This window comes from Sphingobacterium sp. NPDC055346, from assembly GCF_053645235.1.
The window spans coordinates 117,582-136,228 of record NZ_JBSHMI010000009.1 but is presented as its reverse complement, the minus strand read 5'-3'; the positions used below and the strand labels follow the sequence as shown (position 1 = coordinate 136,228).

Here is an 18,647-nt window from a genome sequence, read left to right as displayed (position 1 = left end):
TTAAAGTTACATATTATCGTTTATTATTCACTAGGCGAAAAATCAGATCAGCAGCCAATTTTGTCGTCCTATTGTCAATATCATAAAGGGGATTTATTTCAGCAAAGTCAATGGACTTTAGATTTGGGAGCTGCAAAAGGGATTGGAATATTTTGTGGAAGTTATGGTCTGGAACAATGCCATGGAAAGCTGGTGCGCTTACCCCTGGGGCATATGCAGCAGCGAATACATCCATATCCACCGTAAGGTAGATGTCATCGGAGTCATTCGCAAACCTTTGGATTTGGGAAATCAACCTATCGATATTTTCAGGAAAGATTTCTTCTCCTTTGATGACCTGTACACCCTTATCCTTTGCAAAATTGAACAGGGCCTGGGTATTACTGATATCTTGGATCCCAAGAGCTAAATAACGAGCTTCAAAGCCTTCCTGTTCGGCATCCTTAAAAATCTGATAGAATCCAGTCCCTGAGTTTCCTTGATCATTTACTAAAGGTCGGATATCGAAATGCGCATCCAGATTGATTACACCAATCTTTTTGGTTTTACTATGGCTTTTCAGTCCATTAAAATGTCCATAGGTCACTTCATGTCCTCCGCCCAGTACCACAGGGAAACCTCCCTTATCTAAAATCTGCGCTACTCTTATTGCAAGTTCATTTTGCGCTGCTTCTAAATCTTCAGCTGTACAGAATACATCACCTGCATCAGCTATTTTAAAGGCGGCCTGCATATGGCTAGGAAGTCCAGCAAGAACCTTTCTTAAGGCCTCAGGAGCATCCTTTGCTCCTATTCTTCCTTGGTTCCTTCTTACACCTTCATCACAGCAGAAACCTAAGAAAACAATATGTTTGTCAAGTGATAGGGTCACTGCATTCAGATCGACACAAGTGATCAACTGGTGCCAACGAAGGTTTTCCGCTGTAACACCATCGATTCTTCCTGACCAATTTTGTTGTTCAGCGGGTTTATAGCATACATTCCCAAATGCTTCCATAATTGGTTTACTCAAAAAGGTTATCAATTAATTGGTCATCCACGAGTTCGGCCTTGGTGACTTTCAAGGTAGATGTCCTTTCTAATTCTGTTTCAATGGCACTAATCGCTTCCTTGTTTCTTGCCCAGGCTCTCCTTGCAATACCATTATTGACATCAAAGAACAGCATTTGTTTCAATTTGCGATCACTGGCTTCCGAACCGTCCAAGACCATTCCAAAACCACCATTGATTACTTCTCCCCAGCCAACACCGCCACCGTTGTGGATGGAAACCCATGTGGCACCACGGAAACTATCTCCAATTACGTTATGGATGGCCATATCTGCAGTAAATTTACTACCGTCATAGATATTACTGGTTTCACGATAAGGCGAATCAGTTCCGCTTACATCATGATGGTCGCGACCTAAAACAACAGGAGCCGACAATCGACCATCTGCAACCGCCTGATTGAAGGCTTCAGCAATCTTCATTCTTCCCAAGGCATCAGCATAGAGGATACGAGCTTGGGAGCCCACAACCAATTTATTGTTTTCAGCTTCAGAGATCCATTTTATGTTATCTTCCATCTGTTGATAAATCTCAGATGAGGCCTCTTTTTGAAGTTCTTTCATCACTTCCAAAGCTAACTGATCGGTCAATCGGAGATCTTCCGGTTTACCTGATGTACAAACCCATCTGAATGGTCCAAACCCATAGTCAAAACACATTGGACCAAGGATATCCTGAACATAGGAGGGATATCTAAAATCAATTCCGTTTGAAGCCATTACCTCTGCACCGGCACGACTTGCCTCCAAAAGGAAAGCATTTCCATAATCAAAGAAATAGGTTCCTTTTGCCGCATGTCTATTGATTGCGTCTGCGTGCCGAACTAAAGTCCGTTGGACTTCCTTTTTAAATTGTTCAGGGTTATTTGCGATGAGATCATTTGATTCTTCGAAACTCAGATCAACAGGATAGTATCCTCCCGACCAAGGATTGTGCAAAGAGGTTTGGTCAGAGCCAACGGTAACTGGGATATTCTGCTTATCAAATTGTTCCCATACATCAACGATGTTTCCGATATAGGCGATTGATACCACTTCCTTTTGGGCCATTGCAGCTTTTACCGCCAGGATAAGACCGTCCATATCTTCTACCAATAAATCCACCCAACCTTGTGCATGCCTCTTCCTTGCTGCTGCAGGGTTGACCTCAGCACATACGGTGATACAGCCTGCAATGTTTCCTGCTTTGGGTTGAGCACCACTCATTCCGCCCAATCCAGATGTGACAAAAACTTTCCCTTGTATCGTTTCTCCTTCAGGAAGATGCTTTCTGAAGGCATTCATCACTGTAATTGTGGTTCCATGAACTATCCCCTGTGGTCCGATATACATATATGAACCTGCAGTCATTTGTCCATATTGGGTTACCCCTAGCGCATTGAATCTTTCCCAATCATCAGGTTTCGAATAGTTCGGGATCATCATACCGTTCGTCACGACCACCCGTGGGGCATTTTCAGACGATGGAAAAAGTCCCATAGGATGTCCTGAATACATGTGCAGGGTTTGCTGTTCAGTCATCTGGGACAGATATTTCATGGTCAACAGGTATTGAGCCCAGTTTTGGAAAACCGCACCATTACCACCATAAGTAATCAGTTCGTGGGGATGCTGCGCTACAGCAGGATCCAAATTGTTCTGGATCATCAGCATAATCGCTGCAGCTTGTTGAGTTTTTGCTGGATAAGCAGAAATTGGCCTTGCATACATTTCATAATGAGGCCTGAAACGGTACATATAGATACGACCGTATGTTCTCAGTTCCTCTAAAAACTCAGCGGCCAATTCATTATGCCACACTTTAGGAAAATAACGCAATGCATTTCGGATGGCTAACTTTTCTTCTTCATGGCTTAGTATAGCCTTGCGTTTTGGAGCATGGCTTACTTTATTATCGAGATAAGCTTTTGCAGGTAATTCTGAAGGAATCCCTTGCATAATTGCTTCCTTAAAATCTTTTTCAATCATGTTATTAATCATTTCTAACAAACACTTCGATTCCATTTTTCCAGACTGCCTTTGGCTGTAATCCGCCTTGCAGGTAGGTAATGTTTTGGTAGTTATCCGTATCATAGATGACTAAGTCTGCCAACATCCCTTCCATCAAACGACCTCTATCATCCAAGTTCAAGGCTTTGGCAGCCCTGTAGGTAATCCCGGCCAAGAGCTCAGCATTGCTAAGTTTCTCCATGGTTGCCAAAATACTTGCGCTTTCGATCAGTTTTCCCATTGGAGCAGAACCAGGGTTCCAGTCTGTGGCAATAGCTAAACTGGCACCAGCATCCAACAGCCTCCGTGCAGGAGTAAATCCACAGCCAATACCTAATGATGCAGCCGGCAAGGCCACTGGAATCACGTCAGAACCTGCCAACAAACTGATCTCATTTTCAGTTGAAGCTTCTAGGTGATCTGCCGAAACTGCCGCCAATTCAACTGCCAATTTTGAACCGGAAGTGCTGAACTGATCCGCATGTACCGTCAGGTCAAAGCCCATTTCTTTGGCTTTTAGATAATATGGTAAGATTTGTTCAGCAGAGAATGCACTCTTCTCGACAAAGGCATCTACACGGCTGGTCAAATTCTCTGCTTTCAGAATCGGAAACAGCTTTTCCCCCATTTCAAACAGGTAATCTTCTGCATTCCCTTCATAGTCCTTAGGATGCATATGGGCAGCAAGACAGGTCGAAACCAAGTCTACATAAGTGGATTGGTTTGCTTCTTTGATGGCGCGAAGGGTTTTCAATTCCTCCTCCACTTGAAGACCATAACCACTTTTGACCTCTACGGTTGTTATACCTTGTCTCAACAGGGCATCAGCACGTTTCAGGGTCAAAGCTTTTAATTCTTCTTGGCTACAAGCACGGGTATGTTTTACAGTACTCCAGATACCGCCACCAGCTTCCGCAATTTCTAGGTATGAACTCCCGGCATTACGCATGGCAAAGTCATTCGCTCGGTTTCCACCGAAGGCGATATGGGTATGGCAATCAATATATCCTGGTAGAGCAACGAAATCACCTTTCAGTTTAACGATCTCAATATCATCGGGCAAAGCCTCTTTCAACCCCTCAAAATCGCCTACCACGCTTATTTTGCCGCCAACAACATAAATACCCGCTTGTTCTATGATTTCCAATTGCTCGTCCTTTAAAGCACCCTTCAGAGGCAAATGCTGCATAGTCAGCACCTGTTTGAATGGCCCTATTAATTTTCCTTTCTCATTCATGATCAATAGTTTTCAAAATATTCGACATCCTTACCAAAATACGGCTTTTCACTATCTTTGGCAGCTTTTCTTGCTACCTCGATCAACTCTCCAGATTTAATGATAGCCAAAGCATTATCCAAGATATCCTGCATAGGCTGATCCTCTTCGATATGCGGAATCCTTGTCCTGATATGTTTATGGATGGCCTCAATTACTGCTGTTGACTGTTTAGGATTATGAAAATCCTTAGCTTGAGCCGCACAAAGCATCTCAATGCTCAATATTTTATCAACGTTATCCAGTACCTGCAGCAGTTTTCTGCCAGAGATAGACCCCATGCTCACATGGTCTTCCTGACCAAGAGAAGTCGGAATGCTATCCGCACTTGCTGGGAAGCAAAGTCCTTTGTTTTCACTAGCGATGGCAGCGGTACTATATTGAAGGATCATAAATCCAGAGTTTAAACCTGTTGCTTTCATCAACAATTTAGGAACCCCATTAGTTTCCCCTTCAAGGGATAAATAAACCCTTCTGTCGGAAATATTTCCCAATTCAGAAACTGCAAGTGTAGCATAGTCCAAAGGCAAAGCAATCGGCTGCCCATGGAAAGATCCGCCGCTGATGGTCAGTTCACTATTGATGATGATCGGGTTATCGGTTACCGAATTGATTTCCGTTTCGATGATTTCCTTAAAGTGCAACCAAGCATTTCTTGACGCCCCGTGCACTTGTGGGATACAGCGTAAAGAATAAGGATCCTGTACCCGTGAGCAATTTTTATGCGACTCCAAAATTTCCGAATCTTTCAAAAGATTAAAAATAGTCGAGGCCACAAAAGTATTTCCTTTGTAAAGCCTCAGTTGATGCAATTCAGCAAAGAATGGTTTGATAGAGCCATTCAACCCTTCAATCATCAGTGTGGCGATCAGGTCGGCATTATTCATCAATCTATTCATTTCCACTACAGCTTTTACACCATGGGCAGCCATGAATTGCGTTCCATTGATCAGGGCCAAACCCTCCTTGGCGCCAAGTTGAATGGGTTCCATTCCAAATTCCTGAAGCACAGAAGCCGAATCAACTGACTTTCCATCCTTCCAAACCTTACCTAACCCAATCAGCGGTAAAAACAGATGGGATAAAGGAGCCAAATCACCAGATGCACCAACCGAACCTTGCTTAGGTACAACTGGAATCACATCATTCTGAATATGCCAGATAATACGTTCTACCGTGCTCAATTGAACCCCCGAAAACCCCTTTGCCAGGGCATGCACCTTTAAGATAAGCATGAGCTTGCTCAATTCCTTATCAATAGGCTCGCCTACCCCAACGGCATGGCTCTTTAATATATTTTCCTGTAATTTCTTGGTATCTTGAGGGCTGATCAAAGTAGTACACAGTGGCCCGAAACCAGTGTTGATTCCATACACCACTTTTCCAGCATCTACAATCTCTTGGACATACTGGGCACTTTGGTTTATTTTACTGATCGTTTCCTCAGTCAATAGCCCTTGGCAATCAGATTTCGCAATAGCTATGGCTATTGAACTATTCAAATAATCTTCTCCGTATTTAAATGTTTTCATAATATTTCCCTGTGTAACCCAAATTTACCTGCTATATTTGATAATTGGCAATATCAATTTTAGCAACAACTGATAACCATGAATTATCAAATAGAACTCCGACATCTCTTATATTTCAAGGTAGTAGCTGAGGAATTACACTTCAGAAGGGCCGCTGAAAGACTATTTATTGCTCAGCCAGGACTGTCTAGGCAGATCAAGCAATTGGAGGAGCATTATGGCACTCAACTTTTCCGCCGTGACAAGAGAAATGTGGAATTGACAGAGTCAGGCATTTACCTTAAAAAAGAGGTGGATTTGATTTTCAATCAATTGGACAATATCAAAGACCATATTGAAAAAATATCAGAAGGAAAGATTACTTCGCTGAAGCTTGGGTTTATCGGTTCTGCCGTTCAAGCTATGTTGCCCCAATTACTGGTGGAACTGAAGCAGAAACAACCATTGATCGATATTACGCTCAATGAACTCGCCAATGAGATTCAGATCGACATGATCAACAAACAAGAACTCGACTTTGGTTTTGTTCGCGTCAAGGACACTCCTATAGGCTTAAAATCAATTCCCATCTTAACGGAACATTTCTCCTTGGTGGTTCCTAAAAACTCCACGGCTAGGCCAAAGGGAAAGGTCAATCTCCTTGATTTTAAGGACGAATCCTATATTCTCTTTTCCAAGGAATACAGCAAATCATATTATGAACTGGTGATGAGTATTTTTGAAGACCATGATTTTGACCCGCACGTAGCGCTGCGTACAGTCAATGCACTAAGTATTTTTAACCTGGTGAGTCAAGGCTTAGGTGTAGCCATTGTGCCTACTTCCTTAAAAAAAGGTTATCATACCCATGTGGATTTCTTAGAGTTGAACCATCTGCCACAACGCACTACTCTATCTCTTATCTGGAGCAAAAAGAACAGAAACCCAGGTATTCCTCTGCTATTGGATATTGTTTCGGGGTTAAAAAGAAAACAATAGTTTTTTCCTAAATTTAGTACCAATCAAGAGAATTCTGGTAAGGAAGAAATTCAGTCCATTAACAATATTTTCAGGAGCATTATGGAATCAGCTCCATTTCTGCATCCATTGCAAAAACAAGGTTATGAACATTAAGGTTTATGTTATATGAAACAATTATTCATCCTATTATTCGCACTTTCACCCATCCTGCTATTCAGTCAAGAATCTAAAACGACAAACATGATAGAAGAAAAATGGAAAGAGGTAGACAGACTAATTTCCATTGGGAATTATGAACAGACAGCCCCTCTTCTGAATGAAATAAAAACTTACGCCAAAAAATCTAAAAATGGCCCAATGGAGCTTCGAGCGATTATTGCAGAGAGCCAATTGCTTCAAGTCAATACGACACAAGAAGATCTTTTCGATAAAGTAGACAAACACTTCCAAAACAACATCAACCAAGCAGAGGGGGTTCAAAGAAGTCTACTCTATAGTTTTTATGCCCAGTATTTAGGAAGCAATACCGATTACTACAGCGAAAGCAAGAATAAATTTTTAGAGGCAGATGAAGAAACCAAGTATAAAATCTTGGACTCCCTGTTTAATAAATCCTTGGAGAACAAAGACATTCTCTTGAAACAACCTATTGAAGATTGGAAATCTCTCTTTTCCAGCAGCAAAAATTTTAGCCTCAGTCCTACCCTTTACCACTTCAATAGTAATGCATACCTCGCTTTCTTGCGAGGGAACAGGGTAAAAAATGCAGTAAAAATCAAAAATATATCAGAAGATTTGTTCAGCATCAATAAAAAAGTAGGATACGCTGATGCGACCTCCTATCTAATGGTGAACAATATTTCCCCTAGCTATCAAAAAAAAGACGGCTATGATGATGCTTTGAAAAACGTAATTGCCCAAAACAAGAGCGATTATAACGCGTTCATCTATGCCATCATTGCAGAAACATTGCACAACAATAATGACACAAAAAAGGCAGTTGAATATCTAGCCAAAGCAAAACAAGAGTATCCAAAATCACCTTGGATCAAGGATGTTGAGCTCATGGATCAACGATTTAAAAGTGTGGAAATACAGTTTTATAATAAGCAGATTAATCCTTCCAATGTCAACAGTCCGGTCCAGCTCTCCTTTAAAAATGCGGAAAAACTCTACTTGAAAGTTTTCAATGTGACCAATACCCCAACAAACTATAAGAAATTTGAAGTAAAATTAGATAGCATAACGAAAAAAGTAGAGGTAAATGCGACGGAGGTGTATGCAGAGGAAATTCCAATAAAATCATTTGATGATTATAAACGACATTCTACCATTTACAAGATAAATGCTCTTCCTTTTGGCAATTATGTAGCCCTTATTTCAAACAATCCTGAATTCAAAGCTGATGGTCTATTCAATACCGTGTCCTCATCAAGTTTTATTGTTTCGGATTTATTTAACTACACAGAACTGGAGAAAGGGAAGAATACAGAATATCTTTTCAAAGGTTTGCTGATCAATCGAAAGACGGGTTTGCCTTATGCTGATAAATCGTTGGAGATCTATGATGTAAATTCAGGAAAAACACCAAAGCTGGTCCATAAGATGAAAACTAATCAGAATGGAGAGTTTTCAGTAGATATCAATAAGGATTCATATTATCGCTATCAATCTGGGGCGATGCTTTACCTTGCCGAGGAAAAGCAGATCATCGACATGGCTGCTCCTTTAAATTATAGCTTTTCGCAGATCGAGAAAGAAGAGGATAGGGTTAGGTTCAATACCAAGATCCTAACCGATAGAAGGATTTATAGACCCGGTCAAAAGCTTTACTTCAAAGGAATTGTTTATAACAACAGCTCATTAAGTGGAAAAGTAATAGAAGGTAAAAAACTAGATGTGATACTTCAGGATGCCAACGGTCAGAAGGTAGACTCCTTGTCATTGACCAGCAATGCATTTGGTTCTGTAAATGGAGAACTTCAAATCCCAGCCAATACCTTGGCGGGTGGGTTCAATATCCTGATTATGGATAAAGGAAACCAAATTGGCTATCACTACCTAAATGTGGAAGAGTATAAGCGTCCTACCTTTAGTGTTAAATTTGAACCCAATAAGGAAACCTATAAACGCTCAGATATAGCCGAATTCATAGGAAAAGTAGAATCCTATTCCGGTGTGCCACTTGTAGGTGCTTCGGTGAATTACAAAGTTCGAATAAACTCCTATGGTCGTAATTATACCAATTTCACATTAGCCGACAGTTCAATAATCGCTGATGAGCAAGGTAAATTTACCATCAAGGTTCCACTGGAAGATACCGCATTAAATAAATTGGAAGATTTCAACATCAGTGTAACTGCTGAGGTCGTGAATCAGACCGGAGAAATGCAGCAAGCATCTGTTTTTTACACCTATTCGGATAAGCCTTGGGTAATCAATATTCAAGGTCCAAGAATAGAAGAAGCAGGTAAATGGAATAAATTATTCATCAGTACCGTGAATAAAAACAACCAGCCCTTGCCCTTGACAGGTGAGATAAAAATCTATAAGTATCCTGAGCCTAATATTGCTTTACCGGATCAATATGACAATATATTTAAAAATGTAGATTACCATATTTTCAGTAATGCAGAGTACAAAAAACTTTTCCCAACCTCATTTGATGAGTCTTTAATCATCAAGAAACCAACAGAATTGGTAAAAACCTATTCCTTTGACACAAGGGATACGAGCCTTGTGAAAATAGATTCCAACCTGTTTCCAAAAGGAAAGTATTACGTTGAGGTCATTTCAATCCAAGGAAAAGATACCATAAGAAGTCAAGCAGATGTGAGCATTTTCGACCCTGTAACCAAAAAGAGCAGCGATCATGACTTTCTCACATACAGTTTTGATAAACCAAATTATGGTCTGGATGAACAGGTCAAATTAAATTTCTATACAGATGTCCCTAATGCAAAGGAGATTTTTCTTTTTCCAAGTAACTCCTTTGGTAAACAAGAGACCTTTACCATTCCTGTAAAGAATGGCCGAGCAACCTATGAATTCAAATTTGATAAGGAAAAGTTTGCACGAGGTTATCAATTAGACGCTATATTAATTGTAGACAACCAGATTGAAAATAAATTCATCAGCGCTCCTAAGCGAACTGATGATCAAGATTTAAAAATTAAAATCAGCAGCTTTAGAGACAAAATTACGCCGGGAACAAAAGAGAAATGGAGCTTTAGCATCTTGCAAAAGGACAAGGTCATTCCATCCGAGGTATTGGCTACCATGTATGACATGTCATTAGACGTTTTTGGAGCTAATTATTTCCCAACCTTTTTTGACAGGTATAGCCCATCCTATTACAGGCGATATAATTTTACCAATTTATTCTATGCTTCATCAGCCTCAAGTCCCTTTGGATTCAATGAAAAAATTATCAATGCAGTTGGCAATGAATTACCTATAGTAAACAATTATGGCCTGTGGGATGCCTATTGGTTAAATCGCGGCATCAATAGTCTGCATAATTATTATGATGATCAAGTTCAATATGCAGCTGGATCAGCCCCTGCAGCAAATGGTATGCAAAGAGTTCTTCGAGGCAAAGTATCTGCTGTCAATATTGAAGCAGTAGCCGATGTACGTGAAGTAACGGAAGAAACTGTATCCTTATATGATGAACTAAAAGACCCTAATCTTAGGGCACAAGTTGAAGAATTAAAGAATAAGGGCCAAGGAGTAGACCTCTCCCAGGTCCAAGCGCGCAAGAACCTTCAGGAAACGGCATTCTTCTACCCGAACCTGTACACCGACAAGGAGGGCAACATCAGTTTCGAGTTCGACAGTCCCGAGGCCCTGACCAAGTGGAAGCTCATGCTCTTCGCCCATGGCAAGAACCTCGAGGTGGGCTCCGAACAGTTCTATACACAGACCCAGAAGCAGCTGATGGTACGTCCCAACCTGCCTAGGTACTTCCGCGAATCCGACCAGATCGAGATCATCGCCCAGGTACAGAACCTCAGCGGCAAGCCGCAGCAGGGCAAGGCCAAGATCGAGATCATCAACCCGGTCGACAATGCCGACCTCAGCGAACGGTTCGTGCTGGGCGACATCACGACCGACTTCAGCGTAGAAAAGGACAACAACCAAACGGTATCCTGGAAGCTCAAGGTACCTGAAGGGTACCCAAGCGTGCAGGTCAAGATCGTTGCGGCAAGCGGGGAACATTCCGATGGCGAGATCGTGGAGCTGCCGGTACTGTCCAACAAGGTGCTGGTTTCCCAGACCGAGAAGATCGCCCTGAAGGCCGGCCAAAAACAGGACTTCAGCATCGCTTCTGCCGGCAAGGACAACCTACAGGCCAAGGTACAGGTACAGAGCAACCCGATCCTGGAGATTATCTCTGCCCTAGACTACCTCAAGAACTACCCTTACGAATGTACCGAACAGTCCAGCAGTAAATGGTTCGGTCTCAAGATGGTTCAGTACATAGGCAAGCATTACCCTGCCATTTCCGATTATTTCAGGTCCATCAAGGTAAAGGATACCAAGAGCAGACTGGAGGAGAATGCCCAGCTCAACGAGCTGAAGCTGCAGGAAATGCCTTGGCTACGCGACATACAGCATGACAGCAAGCGCCTGGAGGCTTTGGCCGAACTGTTCAATTCCAATATCGAGACCGAGCTCAAGGGCATCGAGCAGAAACTGCTCCGTGGACAATTGGACAATGGATCCTTCCCTTGGTTCGAAGGCGGGAAGTCCGATACCCATATCTCCATGCGGATACTGGAGGTCGTTGGCAAGGTGTTCTACCTGGACCACAGCCTAGTGAACCCGCAGATGAACGGCAGCATGAGACGCCTGGCTACCTATTTGGACCAGGACAGCAGCATAACCAGGGAAAAGGCATCCGCCAATATCGCACTGGACTATCTATATGCACGCCACTTCTGGAACTCGGAAGTCAAGGTACCTGAAAAGAACGGCAAGGTCCTTCGGGCCAAGATCGCCAAGGCACCGATCATCACCGCCAAGGGTCCTGCCGGCTATGCCGCCAAGGCATGGATCGTCAACCAATTGTTCGGTGAGTCCAAGGAGTCCAACGAGATCCGCAACAGGATCCAACAGGAGGTCATCCTGGATCCCGACAAGGGCATGTACTGGGAGAGCAACGGCAAGCAGTACAACGATATCAGCCTACACAGCTATATGCTGGAGGCATACAAGCTCCATGACCCGAGCAAGCTCAATCCGATCAGCCAATGGATATTCTTCCGCAAGGAAGCCAACTATTGGCGAAACACCTGGATGACCGTGGATGCCATCTATAGCCTGTTGCTGGCCAACAATCCAAAGGACTTCAACCTGGACAATGCCGTAACCGTACTGGTCGACGGACAGAACGCCAAGATGGACTCGGTGGTACTGGGACAGGTCTCCAAGACCTTCAGCAAGCAGGATCTTGACCGAAACAGGTCCGTACAGATCGAGAACCACAACGACCGCACGGTATTCGGAGGGGTATTCCATCAGTACTTCCTGCCAGTGTCCGAAGTGAAGGCATCGACCAACGACATCAAGGTCAGCAAACAGTACATGGTAGAGCGGAACGGTAAATGGGTGGAGAGCAATCAGGCAAAACTGGGCGAAAAGATCAAGGTGGTCATCACCGTCATCAACGACCAGGACCTGGAATATGTGCACCTGAAGGACAGCCGACCTGCAGGCGTGGAACCTGTATTCGTACCTTCGGGCTACAGCTGGAGGAACAACTACTATTTCACCCTGAAGGACGCATCGACCAACTACTTCTTCAACGCCCTGCAAAAAGGGAAAAGGACTTTCGAGTACGAGGTCAAGGCCAATAACCTAGGTGAATTCAACTCCGGAATTACCAGCATCGAAAGCATGTACGACCCGACCGTGAATGCAAGATCTGATAACAAAGTCATCACGATTGTCAAATAGAAGAATTAAATAAAAAGGGAAAGGGCAATTTGATATCAAATTGCCCTTTCCCTTTTTATAGGACATATTCCCTTCCTAGTCCTCATAAAGTTTATTAAAAATAATTTGTGAAAAAATTAATTTCTCGCATCATTAATTAAGAAAGCCAATTATTAATTCATGAAGAGAATCCTACAAATATCAATGTTTATCCTTCCGTTTTTAGCTTTTGGACAGATCAACGAAAGAGAAATCGAACAAAAATGGAAAGAAATCAACCGTTTAGAAGTCATTGGAAATTATAATGAAGCCATCCCAATAATAAATGAATTAAAGAAATCTGCACAAGGAAAAAAAGATGATGCCTTGGAAGTAAAGATAGTTCTTGCGGAAACCATGGGGCTAAGGAAGAATGAAACTTCTGTTGACCTATTCGAAAAAATTGAACAACATTTTATAAGAAATCTAAAAGGGAAAAACAATGTTCAAAGAGCAGTCCTATATCAAGCTTATGCCTTGTTTCTTCTTAATAATGTAGAAGACAACCCATCCAGTACTAATAATGAGTTCCTAGGTTCAACCAAGATGAGGAAATTTGAAATCATTGATAGTCTCCTCAAAAAATCCATTGCTGATAAGGAATCTCTCCTAAAACAACCCATGGAAAAATGGCAATCCCTATGGGAAGATTCCAAACAGCTTTCTATTCACCCGACACTATACCATTTCAATCTTGATACATATTTAAGGTTTTTACTTAACGACAGAAAGAAAAATCTGGATCTTTACAATAAACTTCTAACGGATGTTCTAGCCTATAATAAGAGGAAGGGCCTAGAGGATGCAACTGCCTATATCCTGGCGAAGAACCTCTATATTGAAAACCGAGATACGTCGAGTATTATTGAAGGTTACGAAGGTATCATTCAAAAAACCAACAGTCAATTCAATGCCCAGATCTATACTTTATTGGCAGCAAAATTAGGATCTCAAAATCCTAAATTACAAGTACGATATTTACAGAAGGCTAAAAGACTGTACCCAAATTCCCCTTGGACAACGGATTTAGATTCATTGATTAACCTCTTCAATGGCTTGAAATTGAACCTTAAGCACAGCTCCTCCATACCAACCAATGAATATGTACCCATAGTTCTTTCCATTAGGAATATTGACAAGATATATCTGAAAGTATTCAAATTCCAAAATGATCTGGATTATTATTCAAGTCCAGAAGTTGGATTAAGCGATATAAATAACAAAGCAAAAGAAATCTATACGGAACAAGTAGCATTGAAACCTTTTGATGACTTCGAAATCCACACCACTTACTATAAAATAAACCCACTAAGCGCCGGAAAATATCGAATCTTGATTTCAAACAATCCTGAATTTGAAAATAATGACGACAATAAATTAGTAACAGCGTCCAAATTTGAAGTAACAGATTATTTCTTTAAAACCGCAATCGAAAAAGACCCTTTTGGGGCCGATATCTTTTCAACTTACCTCGTGAATCGCAAAAATGGCGAGTCTTATAAAAAGAAAGATCTTCAAATCCTTAAGTTGAAGGATGGAAAGACTAGCCTAATAACAGCGAGTACAAATCATGCTGGAGAAATTTCACTCCCTATCCCAGCAGATTCAGTTAAATTCTATAGTGACGATATAGGCATTTTCCTTCCTGAAGAAAATCAACACCTCGTTTACCATAAAACCAAAAACTTTTCGGAGGAAGACAGCTCTCCTAATGAATTAGATTTCGAGGCAAAAACGCTTCTTGACCGAAGTATTTATAGACCAGGACAAAAAGTTCTATATAAGGTGATCAGTTACCAAAATGACATGTATGCAGCAAAAATCCTAGCCGGAAAAAGATTGACTGTACTATTAAAAACATCAAATGAGCAAATAATAGACTCCCTGGTCCAAACAACAGATAGTTTCGGCTCCATAAATGGAGAATTTGTTCTTCCTGAAAAATCCCCACTTGGCTTCTATCAGATCATGATCAAAGAAGGAAATCAGTCAATTTCCTCTTCATCTTTCCGAGTAGAAGAGTACAAAAGGCCTACATTTAAGATCTACCTCAATAAAATTAAAGATACCTATACGTCAAAAGATACGGCGGAGTTCACAGGATTGGTAGAATCATTTTCTGGAGTAGTCTTAGGTGCTACTACAGTTTCGTATACCATTACTGTAATTACACATGACCCAAGTACAAAATATATAAATCTTCCTGCAGGTACTTTGCAAACCGAAAACGATGGAACTTTTAAAATTAGGGTTCCTTTGAATGACACCCTTTTCGCAAATTTCAAAGGCTATAGTATTTTATTGAACACCTATGCAACAAGCCCTACCGGCGAATCCCAAAAAGCATATACGCATTATATATATTCGGATATTCTCGGCACCGCGGAAATAAATTTGGATGAAGAAAAATTATTTGCCAGCAAATTTGATGAGATAGAAATAATTGGTAAAAATGAAAACCAAGAAAAGGTGAATCTTTCCGGTGAAATTCAAATCTTCAAAAAACCGGATTTCACTACCATTGGGAACACCTATTCAAACAGTTTGTATTCCACTAAATTCCTGGATGAAATAGAATTTCATGTGTTTTCGCCTGAGGAGTACATCAAGTATTTCCCAACAAGGGTAACCAAAAAAGATTTTGAAACTCAAAACGACACCCTTGTAGCTACCTATCCCTTTGACAGCAGCCTTTCTCCTACCATAAAGGTTGATCCAACATTGTTTTCTTCGGGAAGATATTACATTAAAGTGGTTAATGTCCCTGATTCTGCCTTATTAGGATATCGCAGCTTTGAGCTAGCAGATTCCAAAACTAGGAAGAAGGGCAATAAAAACTTTTTAGTCTACAATTTTGATAAAGAAAACTATCAAATCAACGATCAGGTAAAAGTTGACTTTTATACTGATTTAAAAAATGCAAAGGAGGTTCTTTTAGTGCCTTTTACTAACCAGCATAAACTTGAATCCATTATCCTTTCTATTGAGAATGGTCATGCATCCTATTCTTTTTTATTGGATAGTCTAAAAATCAAGAAATACTATCAGTTTCAAGCTACATTGATCAATGAAAATAAAATTGAAAACCTTAGCATACAAATACCATTACATAAGGAAAACAACATCCTAAAAATTAGTGCAAATACCTTTAGAAATAAAATCCTTCCTGGAAGTAAGGAAAAATGGAGCTTTAATATATCACTGAATGATAAAGCTATCCCAGCTTCCGTATTTGCATGCATGTATGATTTTTCCCTGAATGAATTTTTTACAAAAAGTTACACTAACAAATGGAATTTGACGAGCTATCCATATAGATATGAGGTAAGGCATAATGCCTTTTTTACACTGATTAATGCTCGAGATGAAGAAGACTATATCCATATTTACATTCCTATGAATGATTTAAAATTCCATCAACTAAATAGTTTCAGTTTGTGGAATACCTTGACATTAGATCAAGGTGATATTTCTCTCTTGGAAAATAATAATCGGGTGTATGAATTTGAGGCGATTTGGACCCCAGCATATTTAAATAAAGTTGATAATATTCCAAGAGGAGAATTCGCTCCGAAAAATGTGAATCCTGGCATGAATGAGTTAATACCTATTTACCAAGGAGTAGACCTCTCCCAGGTCCAAGCGCGCAAGAACCTTCAGGAAACGGCCTTCTTCTACCCGAACCTGTACACCGACAAGGAGGGCAACATCAGTTTCGAGTTCGACAGTCCCGAGGCCCTGACCAAGTGGAAGCTCATGCTCTTCGCCCATGGCAAGAACCTCGAGGTGGGCTCCGAACAGTTCTATACACAGACCCAGAAGCAGCTGATGGTACGTCCCAACCTGCCTAGGTACTTCCGCGAATCCGACCAGATCGAGATCATCGCCCAGGTACAGAACCTCAGCGGCAAGCCGCAGCAGGGCAAGGCCAAGATCGAGATCATCAACCCGGTCGACAATGCCGACCTCAGCGAACGGTTCGTGCTGGGCGACATCACGACCGACTTCAGCGTAGAAAAGGACAACAACCAAACGGTGTCCTGGAAGCTCAAGGTACCTGAAGGGTACCCAAGCGTGCAGGTCAAGATCGTTGCGGCAAGCGGGGAACATTCCGATGGTGAGATCGTGGAGCTGCCGGTACTGTCCAACAAGGTGCTGGTTTCCCAGACAGAGAAGATCGCCCTGAAGGCCGGCCAAAAACAGGACTTCAGCATCGCTTCTGCCGGCAAGGACAACCTACAGGCCAAGGTACAGGTACAGAGCAACCCGATCCTGGAGATTATCTCTGCCCTAGACTACCTCAAGAACTACCCTTACGAATGTACCGAACAGTCCAGCAGTAAATGGTTCGGTCTCAAGATGGTTCAGTACATAGGCAAGCATTACCCTGCCATTTCCGATTATTTCAGGTCCATCAAGGTAAAGGATACCAAGAGCAGACTGGAGGAGAATGCCCAGCTCAACGAGCTGAAGCTGCAGGAAATGCCTTGGCTACGCGACATACAGCATGACAGCAAGCGCCTGGAGGCTTTGGCCGAACTGTTCAATTCCAATATCGAGACCGAGCTCAAGGGCATCGAGCAGAAACTGCTCCGTGGACAATTGGACAATGGGTCCTTCCCTTGGTTCGAAGGCGGGAAGTCCGATACCCATATCTCCATGCGGATACTGGAGGTCGTTGGCAAGGTATTTTACCTGGACCACAACCTAGTGAACCCGCAGATAAACGGCAGCATGAGACGCCTGGCTACCTATTTGGACCAGGACAGCAGCATAACCAGGGAAAAGGCATCCGCCAATATCGCACTGGACTATCTATATGCACGCCACTTCTGGAACTCGGAAGTCAAGGTGCCTGAAAATAACGGCAAGGTCCTTCGGGCCAAGATCGCCAAGGCTCCGATCATCACCGCCAAGGGTCCTGCCGGCTATGCCGCAAAGGCATGGATCGTCAACCAATTGTTCGGTGAGTCCAAGGAGTCCAACGAGATCCGCAACAGGATCCAACAGGAGGTCATCCTGGATCCCGACAAGGGCATGTACTGGGAGAGCAACGGAAAGCAGTACAACGATATCAGCCTGCATAGCTATATGCTGGAGGCATACAAGCTCCATGATCCGAGCAAGCTCAATCCGATCAGCCAATGGATCTTCTTCCGCAAGGAAGCCAACTATTGGCGAAACACCTGGATGACCGTGGATGCCATCTATAGCCTGTTGCTGGCCAACAATCCAAAGGACTTCAACCTGGACAATGCCGTAACCGTACTGGTCGACGGACAGAACGCCAAGATGGACTCGGTGGTACTGGGACAGTTCTCCAAGACCTTCAATAAGCAGGATCTTGATCGCAACAGGTCCGTACAGATCGAGAACCACAACGACCGCACGGTCTTCGGTGGAGTTTTCCATCAGTACTTCCTTCCTGTGTCCGAAGTGAAGGCATCGACCAACGACATCAAGGTCAGCAAACAGTACATGGTAGAGCGGAACGGTAAATGGGTGGAGAGCAATCAGGCAAAACTGGGCGAAAAGATCAAGGTGATCATCACCGTCATCAACGACCAGGACCTGGAATATGTGCACCTGAAGGACAGCCGACCTGCAGGCGTGGAACCTGTATTCGTACCTTCGGGCTACAGCTGGAGGAACAACTACTATTTCACCCTGAAGGACGCATCGACCAACTACTTCTTCAACGCCCTGCAAAAAGGGAAAAGGACTTTCGAGTACGAGGTCAAGGCCAATAACCTAGGTGAATTCAGCTCCGGTATAACCAACATCGAAAGCATGTACGACCCGACCGTGAATGCAAGATCTGATAACAAGGTCATCACGATTGTAAAGTAAGCACATAAAAAA

At 42.3% G+C, this 18,647-nt stretch carries 7 protein-coding genes; 3 read left to right on the top strand and 4 right to left on the bottom strand.

Translation table 11 applies throughout. From position 1 onward, the window contains the following. Positions 1–13: 13 nt before the first annotated feature. From hutG to hutH, 4 genes are read right to left on the bottom strand one after another with little or no spacing between them, the layout of a single operon-like run. The gene (hutG, locus tag ACWICE_RS17510; protein ID WP_454298895.1) at positions 14–1,012 is read right to left on the bottom strand and encodes a formimidoylglutamase; all 999 of its coding nucleotides are present in this window, start codon (positions 1,010–1,012) and stop codon (positions 14–16) included. Beyond that, a complete protein-coding gene (locus tag ACWICE_RS17505; protein WP_454298894.1) occupies positions 1,005–3,017 on the bottom strand; it encodes a urocanate hydratase in 2,013 nt (670 codons plus the stop codon). Before ACWICE_RS17505 ends, hutG begins: the two co-directional genes overlap by 8 nt. Before the next feature lie 4 nt (positions 3,018–3,021). Then, the gene (gene hutI, locus ACWICE_RS17500) at positions 3,022–4,275 is read right to left on the bottom strand and encodes an imidazolonepropionase (RefSeq protein WP_454298893.1); all 1,254 of its coding nucleotides are present in this window, start codon (positions 4,273–4,275) and stop codon (positions 3,022–3,024) included. 2 nt (positions 4,276–4,277) lie between these two features. After that, the gene (hutH, locus tag ACWICE_RS17495; RefSeq protein ID WP_454298892.1) at positions 4,278–5,846 is read right to left on the bottom strand and encodes a histidine ammonia-lyase; all 1,569 of its coding nucleotides are present in this window, start codon (positions 5,844–5,846) and stop codon (positions 4,278–4,280) included. 78 nt (positions 5,847–5,924) lie between these two features. On the opposite strand from hutH, the gene ACWICE_RS17490 reads away from it, so the two are divergent. From ACWICE_RS17490 to ACWICE_RS17480, 3 genes are all read left to right on the top strand, one after another. Further along, positions 5,925–6,824 (top strand): LysR family transcriptional regulator, encoded by a 900-nt coding sequence (locus ACWICE_RS17490; RefSeq protein WP_454298891.1) that lies wholly within the window; start codon positions 5,925–5,927, stop codon positions 6,822–6,824. 147 nt (positions 6,825–6,971) lie between these two features. Beyond that, complete coding sequence (locus ACWICE_RS17485; RefSeq protein ID WP_454298890.1) at positions 6,972–12,767, top strand: alpha-2-macroglobulin family protein; 5,796 nt, start codon at positions 6,972–6,974, stop codon at positions 12,765–12,767. Positions 12,768–12,926: 159 nt separating this feature from the next. Then, positions 12,927–18,635: an alpha-2-macroglobulin family protein gene (locus ACWICE_RS17480; RefSeq protein ID WP_454298889.1), complete on the top strand. Its 5,709-nt coding sequence runs from the start codon at positions 12,927–12,929 to the stop codon at positions 18,633–18,635. The last annotated feature ends 12 nt before the right edge of the window (positions 18,636–18,647 follow it).